The organism is Escherichia sp. 20412-1, from assembly GCF_003027595.1.
In the GTDB taxonomy this organism is placed as follows: domain Bacteria; phylum Pseudomonadota; class Gammaproteobacteria; order Enterobacterales; family Enterobacteriaceae; genus Escherichia; species Escherichia marmotae.
Genome location: NZ_PYQM01000012.1, coordinates 24388 through 48010, shown reverse-complemented (window position 1 = coordinate 48010; position 23623 = coordinate 24388). Strand labels below are relative to the sequence as shown.

Sequence of the window (23623 nt, the reverse complement as noted above, 5' to 3'; positions counted from 1 at the left end):
CGTCCTTAGCTGTGCGCGCCATGTAAATGACCCGGGCGCGATGGCGTAAATCCACGGCTGTAGCGCGCCACGCTTAAATCCTCATACGGGATAGCGGGCGTGCGACCAGAGAGCAGATCGCTTAACAACTGACCAGAACCGCAAGCCATCGTCCAGCCGAGCGTGCCGTGACCGGTATTCAGCCACAAATTTTTAAAGCGTGTACGCCCCACAACCGGCGTGCCATCTGGCGTCATCGGGCGTAGCCCCGTCCAGAACGTGGCCTGCTCAACATGACCGCCGCGCGGATAGAGATCGCGAACCACCATCTCCAGCGTTTCACGACGCGGCTGTAGCAGTTCAGTATTAAAGCCAACAATTTCCGCCATTCCGCCGACACGGATGCGATTATCGAAACGTGTAATGGCAATTTTGTAGGTTTCATCGAGAATAGTGGACACCGGCGCACCATCTTCTTGTGCAATCGGAATGGTCAGCGAGTAACCTTTCAGCGGGTAGACCGGAATATCAACAATGCCTTTGAGCATCGCTGTCGAGTAAGAACCAAATGCCATCACATACGCATCGGCCTTAATCATTTCATCACCACACTTCACGCCATAGATCTGCTCACCGTCGCAAAGCAGTTGATCGACAGGCGTATTAAAGCGGAATTTAACCCCCGCCTGTTCCGCCATTCGCGCTAAATTCTGGGTAAAGAGCTGGCAATCGCCGGTTTCGTCATTGGGCAGTTGCAGGCCACCGGTGAGTTTGTGTGCCACTTCGCCCAGCGCTGGCTCCACTTCCGCCAGACGGCTGGATCCCAGTAGTTTGTACGGCACACCAGCATCTTCCAGAACGGCAATATCGCGAGTCGCGTTTTCATATTGTTGTTCGGTACGGAACAGTTGCAGCGTCCCGCCCTGCCGCCCTTCATACTGGATGTTAGTCTCAGCACGTAATGTTTTCAGGCAATCACGGCTGTATTCCGCCAGGCGCACCATCCGCCCTTTGTTTTCCATGTAGTGGCTGGTGTCGCAGTTACGTAACATTTGCCACATCCATTTCAACTGAAATTGCGTACCGTCGAGACGAACCGCCAGCGGTGCATGGCGCTGAAACATCCATTTAATCGCCTTCAACGGCACACCTGGCGCCGCCCACGGTGCCGCATAACCAGGCGAGATTTGCCCGGCATTTGCTGCGCTGGTTTCCAGGGCTGCTCCCGGTTCCCGATCAATAACGGTGACCTCATGTCCTGCCTGATTTAAATACCAGGCGCTGGCAACGCCTACCACACCACTTCCCAGTATGACAACTCGCATAGCCACTCCGATAACGGTAGATACAGTAAAAGAACAATAATCTAATTACATCTTGATAACCTAGATAAAAATATTATTCAACATATGGCTTTTTTATGGTGAGCTGGCTCACATCTCCCTGACGCTGTGGGAATATGCCGTCTTTGGTATCTCCTGCTGAAGGTACTTTTTATCCAGCAGAAAATTCCGTTCAGAGGCTGATTATTGGCACTACGATAATAAGAAATCGCAAAGAAAAAAATTCTCCGGCGACGCGGTTTTTAACGGGTGTTCTATGCTTGAAATGAGGTTCTCCACACAGAGAGTACCGACAACAATGAGGTGCGCGTATGGCGACGATCGATTCTATGAATAAGGACACCACACGTTTGAGCGATGGACCCGACTGGACGTTCGAGCTGCTGGATATTTATCTGGCAGAGATAGACCGGGTGGCGAAACTCTATCGGCTGGATACCTACCCGCACCAGATTGAAGTGATCACCTCAGAACAGATGATGGATGCCTACTCCAGCGTCGGTATGCCGATTAACTATCCGCACTGGTCATTTGGTAAGAAGTTTATCGAAACTGAGCGCCTGTATAAGCATGGCCAACAAGGGCTGGCCTATGAAATTGTCATAAACTCTAACCCGTGTATCGCTTACCTGATGGAAGAGAACACCATTACCATGCAGGCGCTGGTGATGGCGCATGCCTGTTACGGCCATAACTCTTTCTTCAAAAACAATTATTTATTCCGTAGCTGGACCGATGCCAGTTCGATTGTCGATTACCTGATTTTCGCCCGCAAATACATTACCGAGTGCGAAGAACGTTATGGCGTTGATGAGGTAGAAAAGCTGCTGGACTCGTGCCATGCGCTGATGAACTACGGAGTGGATCGTTACAAACGCCCGCAAAAAATCTCGCTGCAAGAGGAGAAAGCCCGGCAGAAAAGCCGCGAAGAGTATCTGCAAAGTCAGGTCAATATGCTCTGGCGTACCCTGCCGAAACGCGAAGAAGAGAAAACCGTTGCCGAAGCGCGCCGCTATCCTTCCGAACCACAAGAAAACCTGCTCTATTTTATGGAGAAAAATGCCCCACTGCTGGAATCATGGCAGCGTGAAATCCTGCGCATTGTGCGTAAGGTGAGCCAGTATTTTTATCCGCAAAAACAGACTCAGGTGATGAACGAAGGCTGGGCCACCTTCTGGCACTACACCATCCTTAACCATCTGTACGATGAAGGGAAAGTGACCGAACGCTTTATGCTGGAGTTCTTGCATAGTCACACCAATGTGGTCTTCCAGCCACCGTATAACAGCCCGTGGTACAGCGGCATTAATCCGTATGCTCTCGGATTCGCCATGTTCCAGGATATTAAGCGGATTTGTCAGTCACCAACGGAAGAAGACAAATACTGGTTCCCGGATATCGCCGGTTCTGACTGGCTGGAAACGCTGCATTTCGCGATGCGTGATTTCAAAGATGAGAGCTTTATCAGTCAATTCCTGTCACCGAAGGTAATGCGTGATTTCCGCTTCTTCACCGTGCTGGATGATGATCGGCATAATTATCTGGAAATTTCTGCCATTCATAATGAGGAAGGTTATCGGGAGATCCGTAACCGATTATCGTCGCAATATAACTTAAGCAATCTGGAGCCGAATATTCAGATCTGGAACGTGGATTTGCGCGGCGACCGTTCGCTGATTCTACGCTACATTCCGCATAACCGCGCTCCGCTGGATCGGGGACGTAAAGAGGTGCTGAAACATGTGCATCGTTTGTGGGGATTTGATGTGACGCTGGAGCAGCAAAACGAAGATGGCAGCGTCGAGTTGCTGGAACGTTGCCCGCCAAGAATGGGAAATCTGTAAAAAGTCCTCCTCATTTGAGGAGGACTCATTTTTGCCTGATGTGGCGTACAAAGTATCGAAAATTCAATATATTGCAAGAACAACGTAAGCCTGATAAGCATAGCGCATCAGGCAATTACGCGTTTGTCATCAGTCTGGATGGATTATCGCCCCTGAATGGCTAAATCACCTGGCAAGTTCTTCTGCATCCGGTGCCAAATCTCGCCACTCTCATGCCCATAGCGACGCACCGTTTCGTAAACCTGATCGTGCGCGCCTTCACTGCACAATGCCGACAGCTTGTGGTAGAAACCCAGCGCCAGACTGCGCGCTTCCGGATTAGCAAAATAGTGACGACCAATGCGCGTGTACAACCCTTTCATCCCGTTAATGATCAGGCCGTAAATCGGGTTGCCAGAGGCAAACGCCAGACCGCGGAAAATGTTGTAATCCAGATCAGCAAAAGCATCGGCGTGATCGGCCACTTCATTGGCGGTTGCCAGCACTTCCTGCGCTTTATCAGGGTGCTGACGAAACGCGGTGCGAATAAAAATAGTTGAAATATTGGTACGCACTGACAGCAAATTATCAATAAGTTGCGGCACACTTTCGTGGTCGAGTCGCGCCAGTGTTTCAAGGATATTTAAACCGGAGGTTTCCCAGAAATTATTCACCTTCGTTGGCTTGCCATGTTGAATAGTCAACCAGCCATCTCGTGCCAGTCGCTGCAACACTTCACGTAACGTCGTACGCGTTACGCCAATTAATTCTGAAAGTTCACGTTCTGCGGGCAAAATAGTCCCGGGTGGGAAGCGGTTATTCCAGATACTTTCAATAATGTACTCTTCCGCGAAACCTGCCGGGCTTTGCGCCTTAATGACCATAGTGAGATTTCCATAACACAGCAAAACAAAGTTGGACTCATCATACCAGAGGGCTAACTACGCTGATAGCAGACAAAAAGAAGAAAAAAGGGATCAGGGCTTCATTTTCCGCATCTCTTTCCGCTTGACTATCAAGACTTGCCTCACTCCTGCCTGGCCGTTAAGCTTTGCGTTCTAACATAAAAACATCATTTATTATTTGTAAGGTAAGGGAAACCATCATGGAGATCTCCTGGGGCCGCGCGTTATGGCGCAATTTTTTGGGCCAGTCACCTGACTGGTACAAACTTGCCCTCATTATTTTCTTAATTGTTAACCCGTTAATTTTCCTCATCAGCCCTTTTGTTGCTGGCTGGCTGTTGGTAGCGGAATTTATTTTCACCCTGGCGATGGCGCTCAAATGCTATCCGCTACTGCCTGGCGGCCTGTTGGCTATCGAAGCGGTATTCATAGGCATGACCAGCGCGGAGCACGTCCGTGAAGAGGTGGCGGCGAATCTTGAAGTCTTGCTGCTACTGATGTTTATGGTGGCGGGTATCTATTTTATGAAACAGCTATTGCTGTTCATCTTTACCCGCTTGCTGTTAAGCATTCGCTCCAAAATGCTGTTATCGCTCTCTTTTTGTGTGGCGGCTGCGTTTCTCTCCGCGTTCCTGGATGCCTTAACCGTAGTGGCCGTGGTGATCAGCGTTGCGGTGGGTTTTTATGGTATTTATCACCGAGTGGCTTCTTCCCGTGCCGAAGATACCGATCTGCAAGACGACAGCCATATCGACAAGCATTACAAGGTGGTGCTGGAGCAGTTCCGTGGTTTTCTGCGTAGCCTGATGATGCACGCGGGTGTCGGTACTGCATTAGGCGGTGTGATGACCATGGTCGGTGAACCGCAAAACCTGATTATTGCGAAAGCTGCTGGCTGGCATTTTGGCGATTTCTTCCTGCGCATGTCACCGGTAACCGTCCCGGTTCTGATTTGTGGTTTGTTAACCTGCCTGTTAGTGGAGAAAATGCGTTGGTTTGGCTACGGTGAAACGCTGCCGGAGAAAGTCCGCGAAGTGCTGCAGCAGTTTGACGATCAAAGCCGTAACCAGCGTACACGTCAGGATAAAATTCGCCTGATTGTCCAGGCGATTATCGGCGTCTGGTTGGTCACCGCGCTGGCGTTGCATCTGGCGGAAGTCGGCCTGATTGGTTTGTCTGTCATTATTCTGACTACATCACTGACCGGTGTCACTGATGAACATGCTATCGGCAAAGCCTTCACCGAATCTCTGCCATTCACTGCACTGTTGACGGTCTTTTTCTCGGTAGTTGCGGTGATTATCGACCAACAACTGTTCTCCCCAATTATCCAGTTTGTATTGCAGGCATCAGAACACGCCCAGCTATCGCTGTTCTATATCTTCAACGGTTTGCTGTCTTCCATTTCGGATAACGTCTTTGTGGGAACGATTTATATCAACGAAGCCAAAGCAGCAATGGAGAGCGGCGCTATCAGTATGAAGCAATATGAACTGCTGGCCGTCGCCATTAACACCGGGACCAACCTGCCATCCGTCGCCACGCCGAACGGACAAGCTGCGTTCTTGTTCCTGTTAACCTCCGCTCTCGCGCCATTGATACGTCTTTCTTATGGCCGCATGGTATGGATGGCTCTGCCCTACACCCTCGTACTGACCCTCGTCGGGCTACTCTGCGTAGAGTTTACTCTTGCCCCTGTAACTGAATGGTTTATGCAAATGGGGTGGATAGCAACGCTTTGATAACAACTTACCGGGCATATTCATGCCCGGTTTGCCTTTCCGCCCGATAATTGTTCAATTACATCCTATTTTTACTCCCTCCTGGTGGCGCAACGAATGAATTGGTTTAAACTGCGCATTCGATGCATATTGCAGGGAAATTATTATGTTGCGATTTTTGAACCAATGTTCACAGGGGCGGGGTGCTTGGTTGTTAATGGCGCTTACCGCTCTGGCACTGGAACTGACGGCGCTGTGGTTCCAGCATGTGATGTTATTGAAACCTTGCGTGCTCTGTATTTATGAACGCTGCGCGTTATTCGGTGTTCTGGGTGCCGCGTTGATTGGCGCTATCGCCCCGAAAACGCCGCTGCGTTATGTGGCGATGATTATCTGGTTGTATAGCGCGTTTCGTGGTGTGCAGTTAACTTACGAACACACCATGCTCCAGCTCTATCCTTCGCCGTTTATGACCTGTGATTTCATGGTTCGCTTCCCGGACTGGCTGCCGCTGGATAAATGGGTGCCACAAGTGTTTGTCGCCTCTGGTGATTGCGCTGAGCGTCAGTGGGAGTTTTTAGGTCTGGATATGCCGCAGTGGTTGCTCGGTATTTTTGTTGCTTACCTGATTGTCGCAGTGCTGGTGGTGATTTCCCAGCCATTTAAAGCGAAAAAACGTGACCTGTTTGGTCGCTAATCAATCAGGCGCTCCTGCGGGAGCGCCTGTCTCGATTCATCCTGTCAATAATTCAATGCCAGATGCGACGTTAACGCTTTATCCGCTCTACGGCATTTCTGGCGGTGTAATCCCGAAGTGGTTCCACGCCCGCACTGTCGCCATACGCCCGCGCGGTGTACGCTGCAAAAAGCCTTGCTGAATCAAATAAGGTTCCAGCACATCCTCAATGGTTTCACGCTCTTCGCCAATGGCTGCAGCCAGGTTATCCAGGCCAACCGGACCACCGAAGAATTTATCGATTACCGCCAGCAATAACTTGCGATCCATATAATCGAAACCTTCTGCATCGACATTAAGCATATCCAGCGCCTGGGCGGCGATATCTGCCGAGATTGTGCCATCATGCTTCACTTCGGCAAAATCACGCACACGACGCAGCAAACGATTAGCGATACGTGGCGTACCTCGCGCCCGGCGAGCGACTTCCAGTGCGCCATCGTCACTCATCTCAAGCCCCATAAACCGTGCGCTACGACTGACGATATATTGCAGATCAGGCACCTGGTAAAACTCCAGGCGCTGCACTATACCGAAACGGTCACGCAATGGCGATGTCAATGAGCCAGCACGCGTGGTCGCGCCAATCAGGGTGAACGGTGGTAGATCGATTTTTATCGAACGCGCTGCCGGGCCTTCACCAATCATAATATCCAACTGGTAATCTTCCATCGCCGGATACAGCACCTCTTCCACGACTGGCGAGAGACGATGGATCTCATCAATAAACAGCACATCGTGCGGTTCAAGGTTGGTCAGCATTGCCGCCAGGTCACCCGCCTTTTCCAGTACCGGACCAGACGTTGTGCGTAAATTGACGCCCATTTCATTGGCAACGATGTTGGCTAACGTGGTTTTTCCCAGGCCAGGAGGACCAAAAATCAATAGATGATCGAGGGCATCGCCGCGCAGTTTCGCTGCTTTGATGAAAATCTCCATCTGCGAACGGACCTGCGGCTGACCAACATACTCTTCCAGTAATTTGGGGCGAATAGCGCGATCTACCACATCTTCCGGCAAGGTCGTACCGGCAGAAATCAGACGGTCTGCTTCAATCATCCTTTACCTCATAACGCGGCGCGCAGGGCTTCGCGAATTAATGTTTCACTGCTGGCATCAGGACGAGCGATTTTGCTCACCATGCGGCTGGCTTCTTGTGGTTTATAGCCCAGCGCCACCAGCGCAGCAACCGCTTCCTGCTCGGCATCGTCGGTTGCCGGGCTTGCCGGTGAGGTCAACACCAGATCGGCAGCCGGTGTAAACAGATCGCCGTGCAGGCCTTTAAAGCGATCTTTCATTTCAACAATCAGCCGTTCGGCAGTTTTTTTACCTATGCCAGGTAATTTCACCAGTGCTGCAGGATCCTCTCGCTCAACGGCATTAACAAACTGCTGCGCTGACATACCAGAGAGGATCGCCAGTGCCAGTTTCGGCCCCACACCGTTGGTTTTAATCAGTTCTTTAAACAGCGTGCGTTCTTGCTTATTGTTAAAACCGTACAGTAACTGCGCGTCTTCACGTACTACAAAGTGGGTGAAGACTATCGTTTCCTGGCCCGCTTCAGGGAGTTCATAAAAACAGGTCATCGGCATATGCACTTCATAGCCTACGCCGCCCACTTCAAGTAACACCAGCGGGGGTTGTTTTTCCAGAATGATGCCTCTCAGCCTGCCTATCACATGACGCTCCTGCGTAATGAATCAAAGATAATGCTGTATGATAAAAAAATGCTGGATAGATATCCAGCGAAGGATGCAGAAAAATTGCGAGGCGTCTCGATGAACGGAGAATTGTCACTGCATAATTCATTCTCCAGGTCATATTGAAAGCAAATATTTTATATATTAAATATTCAGGTAAAAGACCCCCAAAAAAAATAAACTTGACTATACCTGCGATAAAAAAGATTTTATGTTATTAAACATATTCAAATTTATTTCAATGGAATGATAAAGTGAATATTAATTATCCTGCTGAATATGAAACTGGTGATATTGTATTTACATGTATAGGTGCCGCATTATTCGGCCAAATTTCTGCCGCATCGAATTGCTGGAGTAATCACGTCGGGATCATTATCGGTCATGACGGCGATGATTTTCTGGTCGCAGAAAGCCGTGTTCCCCTCTCCACCATCACCACACTGTCCCATTTTATTAAACGTTCTTCTCACCAACGCTATGCCGTAAAGCGATTAGGTGCAGGGCTGACAGAACAGCAAAAACAAAGGCTGATAGAACAGGTTCCCTCTCGACTGCGCAAGCTCTATCACACCGGGTTTAAATATGAGTCATCTCGCCAGTTCTGCTCAAAGTTTGTCTTTGATATTTATAAAGAAGCATTATGTATTCCGGTAGGCGAGATAGAAACTTTTGAAGAGTTATTACACAGCAATCCACATGCAAAACTTACTTTCTGGAAATTCTGGTTTTTAGGCTCAATTCCGTGGGCGCGAAAAACCGTAACGCCAGCGAGTTTGTGGCATCATCCGGGTCTGGTGTTGATTCATGCCGAAGGAGTAGATACGCCTCAGCCTGAACTGACCGAGGCAGTATAATTTAACGCAGTCGCCCGCGAGCCAGATTCAGCCGCGATTCGCTCATCTGCATCGCATTCTGACTGATATGGCAGTGGGTGATGGCAATTGCCAGCGCATCAGCGGCGTCTGCCTGCGGGTTAGCGGGAAGTTTCAGCAAGGTGCGAACCATATGCTGCACCTGGCTTTTCTCGGCACTGCCAATACCCACCACGGTTTGCTTTACCTGGCGAGCGGCATACTCAAATACCGGCAATTCCTGATTCACCGCTGCCACAATCGCCACACCACGCGCCTGCCCCAGTTTCAGGGCAGAATCGGCGTTCTTCGCCATAAAGACTTGTTCGATTGCGAAATAATCTGGCTGGAACTGGGTGATGATTTCCGTCACGCCTGCATAAATGAGCTTCAGACGAGACGGTAAATCATCCACTTTGGTGCGTATGCATCCGCTACCCAGGTAGGACAGTTGTCTGCCCACCTGGCGGATAACGCCGTAACCGGTAACGCGTGAACCCGGGTCAATGCCGAGAATAATCGCCATCACGCGTCTCCGTTTTGTTGTTTAGCCGGCCTCATCAGAGGGTCGCTGCAACCTCATCAGAGATCTCACCGTTATGGTAAACTTCCTGCACGTCGTCGCAGTCTTCCAGCATATCGATCAGACGCATCAGTTTCGGTGCGGTTTCTGCATCCATATCAGCTTTGGTTGACGGGATCATAGATACTTCCGCGCTATCTGCTTTCAGACCTGCCGCTTCCAGAGCGTCGCGTACTTTACCCATCTCTTCCCATGCGGTGTAAACGTCAATCGCGCCGTCATCATAGGTCACAACGTCTTCAGCACCTGCTTCCAGCGCCGCTTCCATAATGGTGTCTTCGTCACCTTTCTCGAAGGAGATCACACCTTTTTTGCTGAACAGATAAGCCACGGAACCGTCAGTACCGAGGTTGCCACCACATTTGCTGAATGCGTGACGCACTTCAGCAACGGTACGGTTGCGGTTGTCAGAGAGACATTCAATCATGATTGCAGTGCCGCCAGGACCGTAACCTTCGTAGATGATGGTTTCCATGTTCGCATCATCATCACCGCCCACACCACGTGCAATTGCGCGGTTCAGGGTGTCACGGGTCATGTTGTTAGACAGTGCTTTATCAATGGCAGCACGCAGACGCGGGTTAGCATCCGGATCGCCACCACCCAGTTTAGCTGCGGTCACCAGCTCACGAATGATTTTAGTGAAGATTTTACCGCGCTTAGCATCCTGCGCAGCTTTACGATGTCTGGTGTTGGCCCATTTACTATGACCTGCCATAAAAATATCTCCAAAATAACTATACACTTGATCCTTCAGGCTGCCTGCGTTAGCGGCTCTCGTTTACCACCTTGATACAGCTCGAAGGATTTTGTGTATACGCCTTCTCAGGCTAAGTTAATTACAAATTGTTCAATCGCCTGTCGGTTGCTCCACGACTTAGTAAGCGCCGCCGCAGCGGGCGCATCAAGCCATTGGTATGCCAGATGTTCAGTAAAAACAATCTGGCGCTCGTGTGGTAGCGCAAGACAGAACCATGATTCCGTATTACGCGTCACGCCCGGCGCATAGCGATGACGCAAATGTGAAAAAATTTCAAACTCTACCGTGCGCTGACAGTCAATTAAGGTCAGTTGTTCAGCAACAACATCAATGGTGACCTCTTCCTTTACTTCGCGCATAGCAGCTTGCGGCGCGGTTTCACCCTCCTCCACACTGCCGGTTACCGACTGCCAGAAGTCAGGATCGTCACGCCGCTGTAACATCAGCACCCGTTTCGTATCTTGTGCGTAAATGACCACTAAGATCGAAACGGGACGCTTATACACTTTATCCTTCACGCTGCCTCTTCGTTGGCTGCTTTCGCTCATCCCATTCACATAGTTATCTATGCTCATGGGAGTTCACTCAGTTGCCGCCTCGATGCACCGCAAATGATTTCGTGTATTTTATTCATATCAGTTATTCTCAGCCTTCTTGACAACCTGAATGCTCAGCTCAGCCAGTGCAGTCGGGTTAGCAAAGCTCGGGGCTTCAGTCATCAGACACGCTGCCGCCGTTGTTTTCGGGAAGGCGATAACGTCACGGATGTTGTCGGTGCCGGTCAGCAGCATGGTCAGACGGTCAAGACCGAATGCCAAACCTGCGTGCGGCGGCGTACCATATTTCAGGGCATCGAGCAGGAAGCCGAATTTCTCGCGCTGTTCTTCTTCGGTGATACCCAGAATGCCAAACACCGTCTGCTGCATATCACCATTATGGATACGCACAGAGCCACCGCCCACTTCGTAACCATTGATGACCATATCGTAAGCGTTCGCCACCGCATTTTCCGGTGCCGCTTTCAGCTCGGCGGCAGTCATGTCTTTCGGTGAGGTGAACGGATGGTGCATTGCCGTCAGGCCGCCTTCGCCATCGTCTTCAAACATCGGGAAGTCGATAACCCACAGCGGTGCCCATTTGCTTTCGTCGGTCAGGCCGAGATCTTTACCGACTTTCAGACGCAGTGCGCCCATCGCGTCGGCAACAATTTTCTTGTTGTCGGCACCGAAGAAAATCATATCGCCATCTTGTGCGGCGGTACGCTCCAGGATGGCTTCGATGATTTCAGCGTTGAGGAATTTCGCTACCGGGCTGTTGATACCTTCCAGACCTTTCGCGCGTTCGTTGACTTTGATGTAAGCCAGACCTTTCGCGCCGTAGATTTTGACGAAGTTACCGTATTCGTCGATCTGCTTACGGGTCAGCGATGCCCCGCCCGGAACTCGCAGAGCAGCAACACGACCTTTCGGATCGTTCGCTGGCCCCGCGAATACCGCAAACTCAACGGATTTCAGCAGGTCGGCAACGTCGGCCAGTTCCATCGGGTTACGCAGATCCGGTTTATCAGAACCATAACGGCGTTCAGCTTCCGCAAAGGTCATTACCGGGAAATCGCCCAGATCTACGCCCTTCACTTCCAGCCACAGATGACGCACCAGGGCTTCCATGACTTCACGCACTTGCGGCGCGGTCATGAACGAAGTTTCCACATCGATCTGGGTAAATTCAGGCTGACGATCAGCACGCAGGTCTTCGTCACGGAAACACTTAACGATCTGATAGTAGCGGTCGAAACCGGACATCATCAGCAACTGTTTGAACAACTGCGGAGACTGCGGCAACGCGTAGAATTTACCTTTGTGCACACGAGACGGCACCAGGTAGTCACGTGCGCCTTCCGGCGTCGCTTTGGTCAGCATCGGAGTTTCGATGTCGAGGAAGCCGTGGTCATCCATAAAACGGCGCACCAGGCTAGTAATTTTAGCGCGCGTTTTCAGGCGTTGAGCCATTTCCGGACGACGCAGGTCGAGGTAGCGGTATTTCAGACGCGCTTCTTCGGTGTTGACGTGGTTAGAGTCAAGCGGCAGAACGTCTGCGCGGTTGATGATGGTCAGCGAAGACGCCAGCACTTCGATTTCGCCGGTCGCCATATCGCGGTTGATATTTTTTTCGTCACGCGCACGCACGGTGCCCGTTACCTGAATGCAGAACTCATTACGCAGTTCGGAGGCCAGCTTTAACGCGTCCGCACGATCCGGATCGAAAAATACCTGCACGATACCTTCGCGGTCGCGCATATCGATGAAGATCAGGCTACCAAGATCACGACGACGGTTGACCCAACCACACAGAGTCACCTGCTGCCCCACGTGGGACAAACGGAGCTGTCCACAATATTCTGTACGCATGAGATATCCCTTAACTTAGCTGCCGGCGGATGTCCCCTGCTGCGCAGGTGACCTAAGTCGCAGCGTTAGCTGTATGTCACAACTGAATGAAAAAAGGCGGCTATTATACTGGAAATTCTGCCGCACCGTAAGAGTCTGGCCCGCTCTGGAACGACTCGTTACCACTTTATATCAGGCCTGGAATCAGACTCTACCCTTGTTTGCTATAAAGGTGTTGCCTGAACACATAAAAATTAACAAAATTTGTCATCCTGCCATCGGCTAATCGCATTAAGGTGAGAGGTACGATTTTGTTTTATCAGGAGAGATCATGCTTGAGCTTAATGCTAAAACCACTGCGCTGGTGGTGATTGATTTACAGGAAGGCATCTTGCCTTTTGCCGGTGGCCCACATACTGCCGAGGATGTTGTTAATCGCGCCGGAAAACTGGCGGCGAAATTTCGCGCAAACGGACAGTCCGTATTTCTGGTGCGCGTCGGCTGGTCTGCCGATTATGCCGAAGCATTGAAACAGCCGGTTGATGCGCCTTCGCCTGCCAAAACGTTGCCGGAGAACTGGTGGCGGCATCCTGCGGCGTTAGGTGCAACTGACAGCGATATTGAAATCATTAAACGTCAATGGGGTGCGTTTTACGGTACGGATCTGGAGTTGCAATTACGCCGTCGTGGCATTGACACCATTGTCTTGTGTGGGATTTCAACCAATATCGGTGTTGAGTCCACCGCCCGTAACGCGTGGGAGTTAGGGTTTAATCTGGTGATCGCTGAAGACGCCTGTAGCGCCGCCAGTACCGAACAGCACAACAACAGCATCAACCATATCTACCCGCGCATTGCTCGTGTGCGTCGCGTGGAAGAGATCCTCAACGCGTTATGATTTATATCGGTCTGCCGCAATGGTCGCATCCAAAATGGGTGCGGTTGGGGATCTCCAGCCTGGAAGAGTACGCCCGCCATTTTAACTGCGTGACGCAACATTTTTAAAAATCGACGAAGATCGTCCAGGAGCGCCGTTTTTCAAGGGTTGGATAGATGATTCGTTTACAATGTCGACGAACTTCGACGAAATTCGTCGATAAAAAATGTCCCATACATGCCCCATAGATGCCCCGCGATAGACAAGTAGTTTGTTCATGAATTTGCGCGTAAGACCAATAATGGCTGGAAATCATTCAATACTCGCACTATCGAAAGTTATCCAGCCAGCCGCAGTACGTTCTTGCATACGATGTACTGCGGTTCTCTTTATTATTTTGTCATCCTCCACACCATGAAGGACGGGGGTTGTTTTTCAGGCACAAAAAAACCGCATTCTCGCGGCTGTCATTCCTCTGTCGTTATGTCCTCTCCCCATCCGACCTCGTACGCCTCTATCTCTGCCACCGTCGTCAGTTCCGACACCTCCTGTTTCATCTGGCGTTGACGTTCATGAATTTTAAATCCCTGTGCAACCAGTGCCTGCTGCATCCCTTCATAAATCGCCGTCAGCAACTCAGATGTCGCCGGGATATCTTCGTTATCCGCATCCGTCCAGAAAAATCCCTCCGGCAGTGTCCCCGACGTCACCATCGTCATGACGGGTTCTATTCGCGTCTGTGATGCGAGGCTGGCATCCCACCGGTAGCCCTCTGCCTCAAATATCACGTTTCCCTGCTCCTGCATATTACGCCAGCCGTTGATTTCTGCGGTTTTCCTGATGGCTGCTTCCTCCACCGTCAGGGTATCCACCACCTCACCGTTGTCATATTTCCAGCGTCCGGAAATATCGCAACCCTCCGGCAGCGTTTCAGTTTCCGCAACGCTCAGATTCAGCGGAAACAGGGTGGAAACATCGGTCGTGATGCTGCGGACAATATTGTCGCTGTCATAAGCGATTTTATACGTATCTTCTGCAAACAGTTTCTGACATTCGTACCAGTCCTGTCCGTCTTCGTCCCGCAGAAAAAGCGCTCCCGCACCGGTCAGCTCTGAGCTGATATCACTACCCGGCGTATAAAGCGTGAAATTGTTAAAGTTATTCATAGCGTTAATTCTCATCACGGAACCCGTGACTACAATTGAGAAACCGTAGCCCAGGTGCCATTTATGTTTATCTGTACCGGACGAAAATAGGCATAATCTGCACTGTTATCCACTTCGCCCGCTATGGATAACGCCGATATTACCTGCCCGGTTATACTGACTTTCCCCGCGTACGGCATTAATACTGACGTTTCTGAACCCAGCCTCACATTCTGCACATACCGGGTGTCAGCAGTGGACTGGGACATGCCCGATGAGATCGTGATGTCCGAAGTACCGTCGAAAGTCACGCCATTAATGGTGTGGGCGGTCTGTAGCCTCGTGGCCGTGGCTGCGTTTCCCTGTAAATCACCAATAAGCTCCGCGCCCTCTATTTTCCCTCTCGTAACATTCACCGCATCACTGTTCTGGGAAGCCATTGTCCCCAGAGCGCCAATAGCTGTTTTCATGTCCGTCGAAGAGGCAAAATATTCTGACAGCGCCTGCCACAACTGTGTGTCATCGGTCGGATCCAGCGTCAGTCCCGCACTTTCCACCACCTTAACCAGTTCACGCTGAATAACGTTAAACCACAATGCCAGCAACGGCGTTGGCTTCACGCCTGCGGCGATGTCACCATCAGTGAACTCATCGTTTTCATCCACATATGATGTGATATTACTGATTTTCCTCATCTTTCTTCTCCGTACAATTCAACAACATCAGTTCACTGCGTACCGACACGGTAACATCATCCGGCATATCCACTACCGCATCCGCATACACGCTGTGATATCCCCTGAAAATATCCCCGTCACTCACTGCAATATAAAAACCGTTGCTGTCCGTCACTGCCTGCCGTACATCATGCTGTCCGTTCATAGCTTTCAGGGTAACCGTCACCGCCACGCCGGAGACACCCCCCCTTTGTCTCCCGTCAGATAACCCGACACACTGTTTGCCTCCATTCCCGGCAGAACGGACAGCGTTACGGCGTACGCAGACAGATACTCAAACATCACCAGCGTGTGTGCCGGGGCATATCGCCGGAACAGACACTCAAGATACGCCGTGCTGGTCGTCACCTCATCACCCGGCGGTTGTACCTCCACCATCCATACAAAACTGTTATTGCGTGTATTCAGGGATGCACCACAAGAGGAAAAACCACTCAACGGCACGCGATATTCCAGGATGCTGACCACAAAACCCATCGTCGCGCCCAGCGCCGTGAAATACTCCCTGCTCTGACCACCCGTGGATAACAGTTTGGCCAGAATGAATTTCCTCGCCTGCTCCACATCCGCCGGAAATGCGCCGGCTATCAGCGCACATGCATCGGCATCACTCCGCTGGTATGACCCGGCAAGCCCCCTGAGCGCCCGGTACTGCACGCTGTCCGGTTGCCTGTTCCAGACTATGCCCCGTGGCAGCAGATTCATCAGCGCCTGCGTATAATCACTCAGCGAGTAACGACTCATCCTCCTCTCCTCATGAACTCCATGTCACCGTTCCCCTTACGGGGATCTCCCCCTGTGACAGAGTGATATTCTCATCCGGAATGGCAAGGATGAACCCTTCTGTACCTTTGATGTCCGCAATGGCGTAATACAGATCAGACACATTCACCACACCATCACCATTAAGCGCATTCACATTTTCCAGTACGCTGTCGATGGCAGACGTGATCTGTGCCTTCATCGCATCCGTGACTCCACTCACCCCCCGCAATTCCATATCAATACTTTTCTCCACCGGAGACATGACATACACCACCGCAGTGACCGGCTGCCGCTCACGGATATAATCCGCCACGGTCAGTTTGAGTCCCGTGGCTTTCCGGAATGTCCAGTCCTCGCCGGAAGCAACACCGTCATCCCCGACAACGTCCGCATCCTCTTCGTCGGCCAGAATGAATACACCGACCGTTCCGGGACCGAGAACACGGTTAACGCACCATGCCATCTTCACACCCGGAACTTCCAGCGCCCACTGAACATAGTCTGCAGCAGATCCTCCCTGAGGCAGATTCCGGTACGCATACAGCACCCTCTGGCGGTAATCATCCTCATCTTCAGCATCAGTACCACCTGTGGCGTCTTCCGTCATAGTGACAACACTGCTGATCCCCGCCCAGCTTGTATCCGGTGTCAGTGTCGTGCCTGCATCAGCATTCCCGTTTTCCCCCCCACCGGTATCATCATCAACAGGATCCGGCAGCACCGCCGTCACGCTGCCTGTCCCCGCCCCTGTGCCGTCAAGAGTCACATCCGAATCCAGGGTATACTGATAGCCGTCAGCCCTGTTAAGTACTGCCCCGGCACGGATGATACTGCCTGACGTCCCCGAAAAACTCACACAACCGCATGTCGCCGCAACCGCCGTACGCCGGGTCACACCTTTCAGAGTGCCCCAGGCTTCAAGGTATTCATCCGTTGCCGTGGACGGTGTGCACTGAAGCGCTATCCAGTCCAGATAGCCGTAATGCAGATGCGTCATTCCGGCAGTGACATCGGCCAGGATCCTCAGGGAGGCAAAACGCAACAGTGCCCCCGTCTCTTCCAGGCTGTCTTTCACATCTGACCGGCTTTTCTCCCGCAGCTCAGACAGTCCGGGTCTTTCAAAAGGCATCTCATACCTCCCACAACTGATAAAACGACCTGGATCCCGTCACCTCTGAACGGCAGGGAATACGATATTGTCAGTTTCAGCCTGTCCGGATACACAATCATGGCTTCCGCCGTCAGGGATGAGACAACGCCGTCGTCCACCATCCACTGCAACGCCTCACGGGCATAATCCTCTGCTTTCAGAGCCACCTGTGTGGTCAGTTTCTGACGACGCAGCAGCCACAGACGGGAACCAACACGGTAATCCTGATCCAGATCCCCCCACCATCCGCGCCGGTCACTGCCGTCCGTATCATCAGAATCATCAGCCAGCCTGTCCGATAACAGACTGATGAACATCGCCGTCTGCAAATCATCGCCACACACCAGATCGCCGGTTCCGGTCATCCAGTCACACCGGAGCATCTCTTCATCGTAAAAAAGCGTGATATCGCTCATGTCATACCGTTCGTGTTGTTATCTGACTCGTCACACTGCTGTCACCCGTTTTCACCCCGCTGACCGGATGGGTGTGCGTATTGTACGCATCCCGCAGTGCCTTCAGGGTGGTGCTGTTGCTTTCGCAGTTATCCGTAATATCACCGGACACCTTCAGGTGCGGGGTCTTCAGCATCACACTGTCCGTTGCCGTCACCTCCAGTGTCGTGGCGCTGTTCACCGTTACCGGCTGCCCTTTTGCTTCCACCACAATGCCCTTTTCGGTCAGGCGGACGAACTGCCCCCACTGGTTGTACACCATCACCTCCCCGCTGCTCAGCCCGTTAATGCGGTAAGACTGATGACCGGAGGCCACCACCACCGCACTGCTGCGGTTTCCGCCCTGGCTGAGCACAACCACATCCGTTCCCACCGGAAGTGACGATGAAAAACCAAACTGCTGCAGTACCGGGGTGTCACTGCGAATTTCGTGCGGACTCTGTACCTGCACGGTCTGAACCACGCCGCTGTCATCACCCGCTGTCACCCGGCCGGTACTGAAGAGTGATATCACCCGGTAAAAAAGTTCTCTGCTGCTGATCATTGCAGGACATCCTGTCCGGCCACGCCGGAATAAAAACGGTATGGCTGCACACTGAACGCCTCCGGGGGCATGAGAACAAGATCTGCCGTTGTTCCGGTATCATCATTCCGGCTGAACGTCACCTCTGAGAGGATCCAGTTCAGGTTATCCGCCCCCAGTGACGGAATATTCACCGGGACAAACGTATTGGGCTGCCAGAGCGCCCCGGCACTGTCCCGCCAGTTGTCCACCGTCACATTCACCGCCATGCTTCGGCCGTAGCGCCGGTTCATCTCCCAGTTCACCGCCTGCTGTGCACAGCCATTTGCCATCAGTGCGCTTTCCACTATCGTGATGTGTTTCCGGGTACGCATGGAGGCAGCCTCCGGATCACCGGCAGTGGCCAGCATTACCGTGTCATATCCGGAGGACGGTGACAGTTCGCTGATCGTGTTCACCGACACCGATAACCCGATGTATTCAGAAAAACGCTCATTCATTGAAAGGGTGTAACCCGCTTTCTGAAGGTTGCCCCCCTCTTCAACACCGCTTGCGGCTGACGCTGTACCAACACGCGTCAGAAACAGACTCCCGTCGGGAAGATCGTAATAGAGCAGCCCCTCATACCGGCAGATACGGTCTATGATTTGCTGCGGAGACTCGCCCCAGTTGATGACAAAATCCGGTACCGTGGTGAAATCCGTCACATTCGTCGTCACAGTGATACCATACACCGACGCCAGCTTTCTGATGATGGTCAGTGCATCACCCCGCTTAATCATGTTGTTTTCCCACCAGGCGGAGCAGTCAACCAGATCCTGACACATTCCCCGTCCGGTCACCCTGATCTCATGCGTCCGGGGGGAAAGCGTGTTATGCCACGCATCGACATACCCCGTGATAACCAGATCGTCACCAATGGAAATGGTACAGCTGCTTCCCGGCGGAGCCAGTTGCTGCCCCTCCTGTGGATACCAGTCCGTAAGCAGCAAATCAAAATCCGACGGCATACGCTCTGTCCCGCGGGTGACCCGCACATTCTGCCAGCCGGATAACGTCACGCCATTCACCTTCAGTTTCAGCGTGTTATCAGGTTCAGTCGTCATGTGTTCCTCGCTTTAAAACTTACGGGCATGAAGGCAGGATGGGTCGGAGAAGCCACCTTCACCAGCTCATCCGCCCGCGCTGCGTCCTGATACAGACGGTTCGCCAGTGACAGGGACGGTTGTGGCATACGCGTTTTTACCGTCATCCAGAACGACGGAGAAAGGTACTGCGACTGCCAGTGCTGAACGAACTGTGTGTACTGTGCATTCAGTGCCGCATACCCGTCGTCATCCCCCATATCAGCCAGCAGAAGCAGCACATCCCCGGTTATCGTCCTGGCTTTCCCCATCATCCGGTCAGCCTCCTGCAATCCCCGGGGGGTGTACTGCATCAGGCACCAGAGCATGGCACCGACAGCCATCCCGCAGATATACGCCTGCGTGGCCGATGAAAGCACGTCTGATGTGTTTCCGTCCCCGTCAGAACCATTCCGGGCAACGGCAGTCTCTTCCAGCAGGCGTATTTTTTCCTCTGCACTGCCCAGGGAACAGGCTATGAGGGTGATCACTTCCTTTATGCGCGCCACCATATCGTCAGCCGTGGCAATATCGTCCAGTGCGCTCACCGCCGCATCAATCTTCGCCTGCTCAGACACAGAGCACGCACGGATGACGGACATCACCTCATCATCGTCAGCTTCTGTAGTGGAAAGCCAGGTTCTGAGCGCAGATGCCGTGGAAGAGGTACTGCCCGTGGCGTAATCAGAAGAATTTCCCGTGCAGAACCGGCTGTACGACGACGGTGAAAACAGGGAAGAAACCGTCCCGACCATACCGGTTACCGACGTCCCGGCAGAAGCCAGTATCGTCTGCCAGGCGCTCACGGTACTTTTTATTTCCCTGATGGCACCGGTGACACCGTTCATTTCCCCGGTGATGGTGGCCAGCGTAACGGAAGCCATGGTGGTCATCGTCTTAAACCAAGTTTCTGATGATGAAGAGGTTGTGCCGGACACAACCGAAAAAACCTTCTCCCCTGACTCAACAAAGGCCAGACTGAACGCAAAAACCCGCTCAGACTCCACACCCTCTTCAATACACAAACCACCATCCGGGACATAAACCGTCAGTTCACCCAGCGTCGGGTGTACCAGCAGTCCGCTCTCTCCGGTCTCACAGGCAGCAATAAGGGCATCGCGCTGCGCGAACACATCTCCGGCGGAATACACCAGACAGTCCTGAATCAGGAATCCCCGGACGGTAAACCGACGGGCACTGCGCCCCAGATCCTCAATCCACACCGAGTCCCGGAACGGATATTCATGGATGGCCACGCGTCTGCCAAACATGCCGTCCGCGCTGACAACGGCAAACGGCCCCCCCCTGAACGATGCCTGGCGGATATGATCCCGCCACGCCCAACCCGCAGAGGATGAAAGCCCCAGGGCTGACGCAACAGCATTCGTGATAATGCCCAAATCAACCTCCTCAGATGTTCATGGCAGTTGCCACCGCCCCGCCTTTCACCGTCTGACGGGTCGTCTGCCCGGTGGCGGTACTGGTGACAGAAATATCAAGCCGGATTTTGTTTTCATCAAACGCCTGCTGCAGCGCTTCACGGACACCGGAACCCGAAGGCGATGACGGTATGATGCTGTTCCCCGCAGGACGGACAACGCCACCTGACACCGGATCCGCGTCAACCCTGTTCATATGCCCCAGAACCTTCGGCGCATAGTTCATTCTCTCCGACGGCATATTTTTCTGTCCGCGACGCCAAGCATTCAGATTACCCTCGCCCCAGTTGTAAGCCTGAAGTGAAAGCTGCAGATCTCCGTTGTACTGTTTCATCAGCCCCACCATTTTTCTGGCAGCCGCATCCGAAGCTTTGTACGGGTCAAAAACATCCCTCCCGTAAAGACCGAATTCCCGCGCGGTCGGGTCGATAAGCTGGAACATCCCCTTCGCCGTGCCGTAACGGGTGACCGGGCCGACCGCATCTGCCCGTCCCGATGACTCCGTCATGGCCAGCCCGTAAAGCGTGTTTTCAGGCAGGTGGTACTGTTTTTCAAGGCGGGAAAAATGCGCCCGCAGCTCAGGCGTAATATCCCGCCCACCGGCATTTTTATCCGGTAATGGCGCAACAGGGGAAGGGGGTGACAACGCTGCTGCAAGATCATCACTGAGCATCATCGCATTCCCTCTCAGCCGTTTGTCCCGTTCACCAAATATCTGTTCATATTTTCTCTTCAGGCCGGAGCTGGCTTTTCCCTCATCCAGGTCCATCAGTTCAGAGGGTTTAAAGTCCTTTATGGTTTCACGGTGTGAATACACATAGTCCCGTAACTCGTCCACCTGTGCCTGCGTCATATCCACCCCCGCCAGAAAATCAACGGCCTTTTCCGTGAGTGCCGTGGCAATATCACCGCCCGCCACGTTCGCCTGCAGTCTGTCAGTAAACGCATCCCATGCTGCCGACAGGCGGTTCAGATTGGTGTTTGACTGAACCAGTTTTGCATTCAGACTGTCCGGCATTGTCAGCCCCAGACGATCGGGCTCCCTGAGGGAGGTGTTTAAATCCTTTATGTTACGCAGTAACGCCAGCTGCGCATCCGACAGCCCCAGCGCGTCAGCCACCACCTTCTGCGATGAACCATTAAGCCGTCCAAAGGCATCGATCAGGTTCTGCGTGCTTTTTTCCAGGTTCACCGTGTGATCGCTGTTTTCCGCCAGTTTCACACCGAACTGATTCAGAATGCCGGTCACCTCCGGGGAACGGGTGTTCAGCGCGTCGTTCAGCTTCGAAAAAAGCGAACCGGTCTCCGCGTTTGCCTGTTCTGCCGATACCCCCAACTGCCGGAACACCCCGGCAAAACGACTGAACGTACTCACACTCATTCCGGCATTTCTGGCATTCACATCCAGACTGTAAGCCGAATCCGACGCCTGCTTCAGGTTGCCGTAAAGGCTTTTCACCGCCATACCACCCGCCAGCACAGCCGCACCGGAAAGGCCGAAGCGCCCCAGGGACCCCATCAACCCGGAGGACAGCGCCCCGACATTACGTAACGGTGGCACAATGTCACCGAAATGCTGCGCGGTATCTTTCCCGAGCCGTGACAGGCGCTCAAAATATGCCGTCATCGTGTCCGCGTTCTTCTGACTCTCTGAGCCGGTGGCCTCCGTCAGTCCTCCGCTCAGTCCGCGTATTGCCTCCGTGGCTTCCGACAGTTTTTTACGGGCTTCGTCCACCTGCTCGCTGAGTGACTCCGCCGCCCGGGTCGCGCTGTTCAGTTGTTCGCTGGCATTACCACTGGCGTTAATACTGAAAACAAAATCATTTGCCATCTCCGCCTGCCCTCAGTACGTTAATCCTTGATGCCTGCGCCCGCCACCAGGCCAGTTCACTCATCGTCAGTCCCCACGCGTCACGCGGGGACCAGTGAAAAAACCACGTCAGCTCTGCCGCCTTCGCCTGCCAGTGGCTCAGGCGTCCAGGAAAAAACCGGTCAGGAACCGTTCGCATTTTTTGTAGTCTGACACCGCCATGAATTTCAGGGGGGCCGAAGGCACACCTGCCACCGCCGCAATCAGTTCCCGCATGGCAGCCATCGCCCCCATCGTGGCAGAATTGCGGTGAAAATCTTCCGCCTGAAACAGCACCGGCTCCTGCAGGCGAAGCTCGCGAAACTCTGTTTTTGTGTCCGGATCCCTTACCGGACGCTTCAGTGTCACCACCAGTTCTTCATTCTGTTTCTCATTCATCATCAGCTCTCCGTCACTTCACGCCCCTCAAACCGGGCCGTGAATGTTGCATCGTTGTTGTCCGTTTCGATCCGGCCGACCAGCCACATGTTCTGACCAATCACCGTCTTGCCGTTCACCAGATAGGCCGCCACCGTCACATCGGTGTAACCGGCAAAATCCGCCAGCGACAGCGAACCGGAGTCACGCACCGTCATTTCGATATACGGCGCTTTATACGACTCCTTAAAACCATGAACACCACTCATCCCCGTCAGGGTTTCCCGCTCTTTTTCCCCCACAGAGTATTTGAACGACCCGGCGACATTGACGGACATGCCGTCCACCGTCACAGTGCAGGTTCCCGCTAATGCGTTCTGGCTCATTTCA

Annotated in this window: 25 protein-coding genes and 2 pseudogenes; 6 read left to right on the top strand and 21 right to left on the bottom strand. The window is 52.6% G+C overall.

The window, feature by feature from the left end; all coding sequences use genetic code 11:
* Positions 1-5 precede the first annotated feature (5 nt).
* Positions 6-1304 carry a D-amino acid dehydrogenase gene (gene dadA / locus C7B16_RS10880; RefSeq protein ID WP_107179694.1) on the bottom strand — a complete coding sequence of 433 codons (1299 nt, stop codon included), beginning with the start codon at positions 1302-1304 and terminating at the stop codon, positions 6-8.
* Positions 1305-1633: 329 nt separating this feature from the next.
* On the opposite strand from dadA, the gene C7B16_RS10875 reads away from it, so the two are divergent.
* A complete protein-coding gene (locus C7B16_RS10875) occupies positions 1634-3166 on the top strand; it encodes a SpoVR family protein (RefSeq protein WP_000190867.1) in 1533 nt (510 codons plus the stop codon).
* Positions 3167-3309: 143 nt separating this feature from the next.
* Here C7B16_RS10875 and fadR read toward each other — a convergent pair whose 3' ends face one another.
* Positions 3310-4029: a fatty acid metabolism transcriptional regulator FadR gene (fadR, locus tag C7B16_RS10870; protein ID WP_001516543.1), complete on the bottom strand. Its 720-nt coding sequence runs from the start codon at positions 4027-4029 to the stop codon at positions 3310-3312.
* Positions 4030-4250: 221 nt separating this feature from the next.
* On the opposite strand from fadR, the gene nhaB reads away from it, so the two are divergent.
* On the top strand, positions 4251-5792 hold the full coding sequence (nhaB, locus tag C7B16_RS10865) for a Na(+)/H(+) antiporter NhaB (protein WP_001516544.1): 1542 nt from the start codon (positions 4251-4253) through the stop codon (positions 5790-5792).
* Positions 5793-5937: 145 nt separating this feature from the next.
* A complete protein-coding gene (gene dsbB, locus C7B16_RS10860; RefSeq protein WP_000943467.1) occupies positions 5938-6468 on the top strand; it encodes a disulfide bond formation protein DsbB in 531 nt (176 codons plus the stop codon).
* Between the two features lie 87 nt (positions 6469-6555).
* Here the strand turns inward: dsbB and ruvB are convergent, their stop codons facing one another.
* Together ruvB and ruvA are read right to left on the bottom strand one after the other, a co-directional pair.
* Entirely contained in the window at positions 6556-7566 is a 1011-nt protein-coding gene (gene ruvB, locus C7B16_RS10855) for a Holliday junction branch migration DNA helicase RuvB (RefSeq protein WP_000568526.1), read from the bottom strand.
* An 8-nt stretch (positions 7567-7574) separates the two neighbouring features.
* Positions 7575-8186, bottom strand: coding sequence for a Holliday junction branch migration protein RuvA (ruvA, locus tag C7B16_RS10850; RefSeq protein WP_000580346.1), 612 nt, complete (start codon positions 8184-8186; stop codon positions 7575-7577).
* A 275-nt stretch (positions 8187-8461) separates the two neighbouring features.
* Between ruvA and C7B16_RS10840 the strand changes: the two genes are divergently transcribed.
* Positions 8462-9064: a YebB family permuted papain-like enzyme gene (locus C7B16_RS10840; RefSeq protein WP_001024955.1), complete on the top strand. Its 603-nt coding sequence runs from the start codon at positions 8462-8464 to the stop codon at positions 9062-9064.
* Between the two features lies 1 nt (position 9065).
* Here the strand turns inward: C7B16_RS10840 and ruvC are convergent, their stop codons facing one another.
* The 4 genes from ruvC to aspS form a co-directional block, all read right to left on the bottom strand.
* Positions 9066-9587: a crossover junction endodeoxyribonuclease RuvC gene (gene ruvC / locus C7B16_RS10835; RefSeq protein ID WP_001516546.1), complete on the bottom strand. Its 522-nt coding sequence runs from the start codon at positions 9585-9587 to the stop codon at positions 9066-9068.
* 34 nt (positions 9588-9621) lie between these two features.
* The gene (locus C7B16_RS10830) at positions 9622-10362 is read right to left on the bottom strand and encodes a YebC/PmpR family DNA-binding transcriptional regulator (RefSeq protein ID WP_000907234.1); all 741 of its coding nucleotides are present in this window, start codon (positions 10360-10362) and stop codon (positions 9622-9624) included.
* A 107-nt stretch (positions 10363-10469) separates the two neighbouring features.
* Positions 10470-10922 (bottom strand): dihydroneopterin triphosphate diphosphatase, encoded by a 453-nt coding sequence (gene nudB, locus C7B16_RS10825; RefSeq protein ID WP_010375688.1) that lies wholly within the window; start codon positions 10920-10922, stop codon positions 10470-10472.
* A gap of 117 nt (positions 10923-11039) precedes the next feature.
* Positions 11040-12812, bottom strand: a complete 1773-nt coding sequence (aspS, locus tag C7B16_RS10820) for an aspartate--tRNA ligase (RefSeq protein ID WP_107179693.1) — start codon at positions 12810-12812, stop codon at positions 11040-11042.
* 310 nt (positions 12813-13122) lie between these two features.
* Between aspS and C7B16_RS10810 the strand changes: the two genes are divergently transcribed.
* Together C7B16_RS10810 and C7B16_RS25305 are read left to right on the top strand one after the other, a co-directional pair.
* A complete protein-coding gene (locus tag C7B16_RS10810; protein WP_000891641.1) occupies positions 13123-13689 on the top strand; it encodes a hydrolase in 567 nt (188 codons plus the stop codon).
* Positions 13686-13781, top strand: a pseudogene (locus tag C7B16_RS25305) (hypothetical protein); the annotation flags it as partial. The gene C7B16_RS10810 and the pseudogene C7B16_RS25305, both read left to right, overlap by 4 nt.
* 162 nt (positions 13782-13943) lie before the next feature.
* Here C7B16_RS25305 and C7B16_RS25620 read toward each other — a convergent pair.
* The 13 genes and pseudogenes from C7B16_RS25620 to C7B16_RS10740 form a co-directional block, all read right to left on the bottom strand.
* A pseudogene (locus tag C7B16_RS25620) lies at positions 13944-14042 on the bottom strand (capsid protein).
* 93 nt (positions 14043-14135) lie between these two features.
* Entirely contained in the window at positions 14136-14834 is a 699-nt protein-coding gene (locus C7B16_RS10800; protein WP_107179692.1) for a DUF4376 domain-containing protein, read from the bottom strand.
* 29 nt (positions 14835-14863) lie between these two features.
* Positions 14864-15508, bottom strand: coding sequence for a phage tail protein (locus C7B16_RS25300; RefSeq protein ID WP_258182543.1), 645 nt, complete (start codon positions 15506-15508; stop codon positions 14864-14866).
* Positions 15492-15722 carry a hypothetical protein gene (locus tag C7B16_RS10790; RefSeq protein WP_107179691.1) on the bottom strand — a complete coding sequence of 77 codons (231 nt, stop codon included), beginning with the start codon at positions 15720-15722 and terminating at the stop codon, positions 15492-15494. Before C7B16_RS10790 ends, C7B16_RS25300 begins: the two co-directional genes overlap by 17 nt.
* The gene (locus tag C7B16_RS10785; protein ID WP_107179690.1) at positions 15713-16294 is read right to left on the bottom strand and encodes a putative phage tail protein; all 582 of its coding nucleotides are present in this window, start codon (positions 16292-16294) and stop codon (positions 15713-15715) included. Before C7B16_RS10785 ends, C7B16_RS10790 begins: the two co-directional genes overlap by 10 nt.
* Before the next feature lie 10 nt (positions 16295-16304).
* Positions 16305-17444 (bottom strand): baseplate J/gp47 family protein, encoded by a 1140-nt coding sequence (locus C7B16_RS10780; RefSeq protein WP_107179689.1) that lies wholly within the window; start codon positions 17442-17444, stop codon positions 16305-16307.
* The gene (locus C7B16_RS10775; RefSeq protein ID WP_181244193.1) at positions 17387-17881 is read right to left on the bottom strand and encodes a phage GP46 family protein; all 495 of its coding nucleotides are present in this window, start codon (positions 17879-17881) and stop codon (positions 17387-17389) included. The genes C7B16_RS10780 and C7B16_RS10775 overlap by 58 nt, the downstream gene beginning before the upstream one ends.
* Position 17882: 1 nt before the next feature.
* On the bottom strand, positions 17883-18464 hold the full coding sequence (locus C7B16_RS10770) for a phage baseplate assembly protein V (RefSeq protein ID WP_107179688.1): 582 nt from the start codon (positions 18462-18464) through the stop codon (positions 17883-17885).
* Positions 18461-19549 (bottom strand): phage baseplate assembly protein, encoded by a 1089-nt coding sequence (locus C7B16_RS10765; RefSeq protein WP_107179687.1) that lies wholly within the window; start codon positions 19547-19549, stop codon positions 18461-18463. Before C7B16_RS10765 ends, C7B16_RS10770 begins: the two co-directional genes overlap by 4 nt.
* Complete coding sequence (locus tag C7B16_RS10760; protein ID WP_107179686.1) at positions 19546-20967, bottom strand: DNA circularization N-terminal domain-containing protein; 1422 nt, start codon at positions 20965-20967, stop codon at positions 19546-19548. Before C7B16_RS10760 ends, C7B16_RS10765 begins: the two co-directional genes overlap by 4 nt.
* A 10-nt stretch (positions 20968-20977) precedes the next feature.
* Positions 20978-22837: a transglycosylase SLT domain-containing protein gene (locus C7B16_RS10755; protein WP_107179685.1), complete on the bottom strand. Its 1860-nt coding sequence runs from the start codon at positions 22835-22837 to the stop codon at positions 20978-20980.
* 138 nt (positions 22838-22975) lie between these two features.
* On the bottom strand, positions 22976-23257 hold the full coding sequence (locus tag C7B16_RS10745; RefSeq protein WP_107179683.1) for a phage tail assembly protein: 282 nt from the start codon (positions 23255-23257) through the stop codon (positions 22976-22978).
* Positions 23257-23619 (bottom strand): phage tail tube protein, encoded by a 363-nt coding sequence (locus tag C7B16_RS10740; RefSeq protein WP_107179707.1) that lies wholly within the window; start codon positions 23617-23619, stop codon positions 23257-23259. Before C7B16_RS10740 ends, C7B16_RS10745 begins: the two co-directional genes overlap by 1 nt.
* Positions 23620-23623: the final 4 nt, after the last annotated feature.